Annotated in this window: 2 protein-coding genes; both read right to left on the minus strand. The window is 32.6% G+C overall.

Going from position 1 to position 2,700, the window contains the following annotated elements; translation table 11 throughout:
• On the minus strand, positions 1–1,301 hold a 1,301-nt coding region (locus K8V80_RS06390; protein WP_276776265.1), incomplete at its 3' end, for a Na+/H+ antiporter NhaC family protein.
• A gap of 108 nt (positions 1,302–1,409) precedes the next feature.
• Positions 1,410–1,844 carry a hypothetical protein gene (locus tag K8V80_RS06395; RefSeq protein WP_276776267.1) on the minus strand — a complete coding sequence of 145 codons (435 nt, stop codon included), beginning with the start codon at positions 1,842–1,844 and terminating at the stop codon, positions 1,410–1,412.
• Positions 1,845–2,700 lie beyond the last annotated feature (856 nt).

Below are 2,700 nucleotides of genomic sequence, written 5' to 3' on the forward strand. Positions count from 1 at the left end.
CCGCATGAGTTCCAGGGTATTAATACAGAAGTAACCGTTACTGCGTCTTCTGTTGTACGACTTAGTAGTCTGCTTTCGTATCCCATCTTCTTATAAATGTCTTTAAACATATTACAAGTTAGAATTATTGAGAGATATTGATCAGCGGTAGCGAGATTTAAGAATAGCCCCGATCCAACAGTAGAGCCAACAATACTAAATCTATTTTTTATCATTTTAGTAAAAGTCGAGGTAATACTCTGTATCATGCCTGCAGCAGTCATTGCTCCTCCAAAACACATCGCACAGATAATAAGCCATACTGTATTTAGCATACCCGACATACCTCTTGTTGCTACTAGTTCTGCTAAGATTTCATTGGCTGTTTCAATTTGTGTTCCTCCATAAAGAGTAAGCATTGATCCTTTGAATATTGCTTTATAACTATTTATATCTAGGGTGTTGGCTATTTCTAATAATATATTAGGTTGAAAAAGAATAGCAAAAACTAAAGCTAGCAAAGTAGATAGAAAAAGGGTGATAATTGATGGTATCTTTTTAGCAATAAGGATTCCTGTTATTAAGGGGACTATAAGGAGCCAGGGTGTAATGTAAAATCTACCTTCTAGAGAATTTACAAATAGCTGTATTTGTTCCGTGTTATTTGTAGTTTGTGTAAATCCTGCAACAGCAAATATAATAAGAGTTATAATAAGTGATGGTACAGTGGTGATAAGCATATATCTGATATGTTGAAATAAAGGAGTTTCAGAAATAGATGAGGCTAATATAGTAGTGTCCGAGAGAGGGGATATTTTATCTCCGAAGTATGCCCCTGATATTATAGCACCAGCAATCCACCCATCACTAAACCCTTGAGCTCTGCCAATTCCCATTAAGGCAATACCTATAGTTGCTATTGTTGTCCATGAACTACCTGTCATAATGGAAACAATAGCACAGATGATACAAGTTGATGCTAAAAAGAAATGAGGATGAATAATCTGAACACCATAATAAATAAGAGTAGGGACAATACCACTTATCATCCATACGCTACTTAATGCACCAATGATTAGTAATATAATGAGTGCTGTACTTACTCCTGATATGTTGTTGACGATTGCTTTCTCAAAATCAATCCATCTTTTTTTATAAATAAGGATACCTAGGAAAACGCAAAAAGCACTAGTTGTTAATAGGGCTATTTGGCTGCCACCTGCGAGTGCATCACTGCCAAAGATGGGTATGATTAATGTAAGTAATAAAATTAGTACCGCTATAGGTAATAAAGATACAATAGGATGGGGCTGATTTGTCATTTTATGTATAAAAATTTATATTCAGCCACAAATATATAATAATTATGCTTTAATATCTATCAATAAAGCTTTAATAGCATAAATATCTGGGAGACATGTATAATTATACTATATCTTATTCAGTTTAACCCAATAAATAAGGAATTGAATTCCAGTTAAACTTAAAGCGATTGATAAACCAACATAGAAAGGAGCAATAAAGGTGTTGGGTAAAAGATCGAATTTTCTTACAGAGAAACCTAGTCCCATCATAAAAATCATAATGAGCCATCCTTTTATATCAAAAAATGAGAGAGGGTGGCTTTGGTCGGTATATGATAAAATCCTTTTGGAATACTTCTTTGACAAGGGGCCAAATATAATAAAGTTGAATATGAGAAATGTAATGAGAGCAAACATGCTTTTTAATAACCAACTCATTTCAGTTATTATCCATGTCTGAATGCCTACAGCAAATACATTGACTCCTGCAATTAGCCAGATAATAGCGGCTGTTAATAATAATGTTTTTCTACTTACGTAATAGGATGGGGTATTTTCCATGGATTTTTAACTTCTAATTTAGTTGAACAAAGATAGAAAATAGAATGATATGTCCCTATTCTGTGATTAGAACTTCTTTCTTTTCTTGATATAACAATTTAAACTCTTTTCGCTAGTAAAATGCCTTACCAATAAGGCATAGCCCCCTTTGCTCGTAACACGATGTCGGTGTCATGTACTCATCATGACACCGACATGTCATTACGATCAAAGGGTTAAAGTTATTTCTGGTATTGGGCAAATGAACTTAAAATCGATAAACTTGAGCTCTTTTCGAGATCATTTAAAAAGGGGGTTTTAGGGTGCATATATAATAATGTGTATAAAGTAACCTACTTGTATTTCCTTTGAGAATTGATTAAAAAAAGAATTTGTTATAAGAATAAGATTGATAGGATATTAAGTAAATAGGAATAAAATATTCAGAAATAAAGTATTAATATATTTGGATTGAAGTCAAAAAGCGCTTACTTTTGCACCCGCTTTGTAAGAGTAACAGAGCATGCAAAAATTGACATATTGGACTGAAGGTTTATTAGCGAAAAAGTTTTGGCAAAAAGGTTTGGAGGATACGGAATAGTTTTCTTATCTTTGCAAACTGAAATCTAAAACATATGGGCTAAGGAAGACACTCTGATAAGAAATAAAGAAATAAAAAAATCACTTTTTATTTTGATATTAAATTTAGAGTTTATACCTTTGCACTCGCTTCTAAAACGAAGCCGATTTAAGATAAGCGATCTTTGAAAATTTTACATAAACAATACAAGTAGTACAAGAACAGATAATAATATTATTATCATGGTAAATAACCGTCATTCTTGAAAATTTGGATATCCTGAACAGAATTATAAAG

This window comes from Bacteroides coprosuis (genome assembly GCF_020741705.1).
In the GTDB taxonomy this organism is placed as follows: domain Bacteria; phylum Bacteroidota; class Bacteroidia; order Bacteroidales; family Bacteroidaceae; genus Bacteroides_E; species Bacteroides_E coprosuis.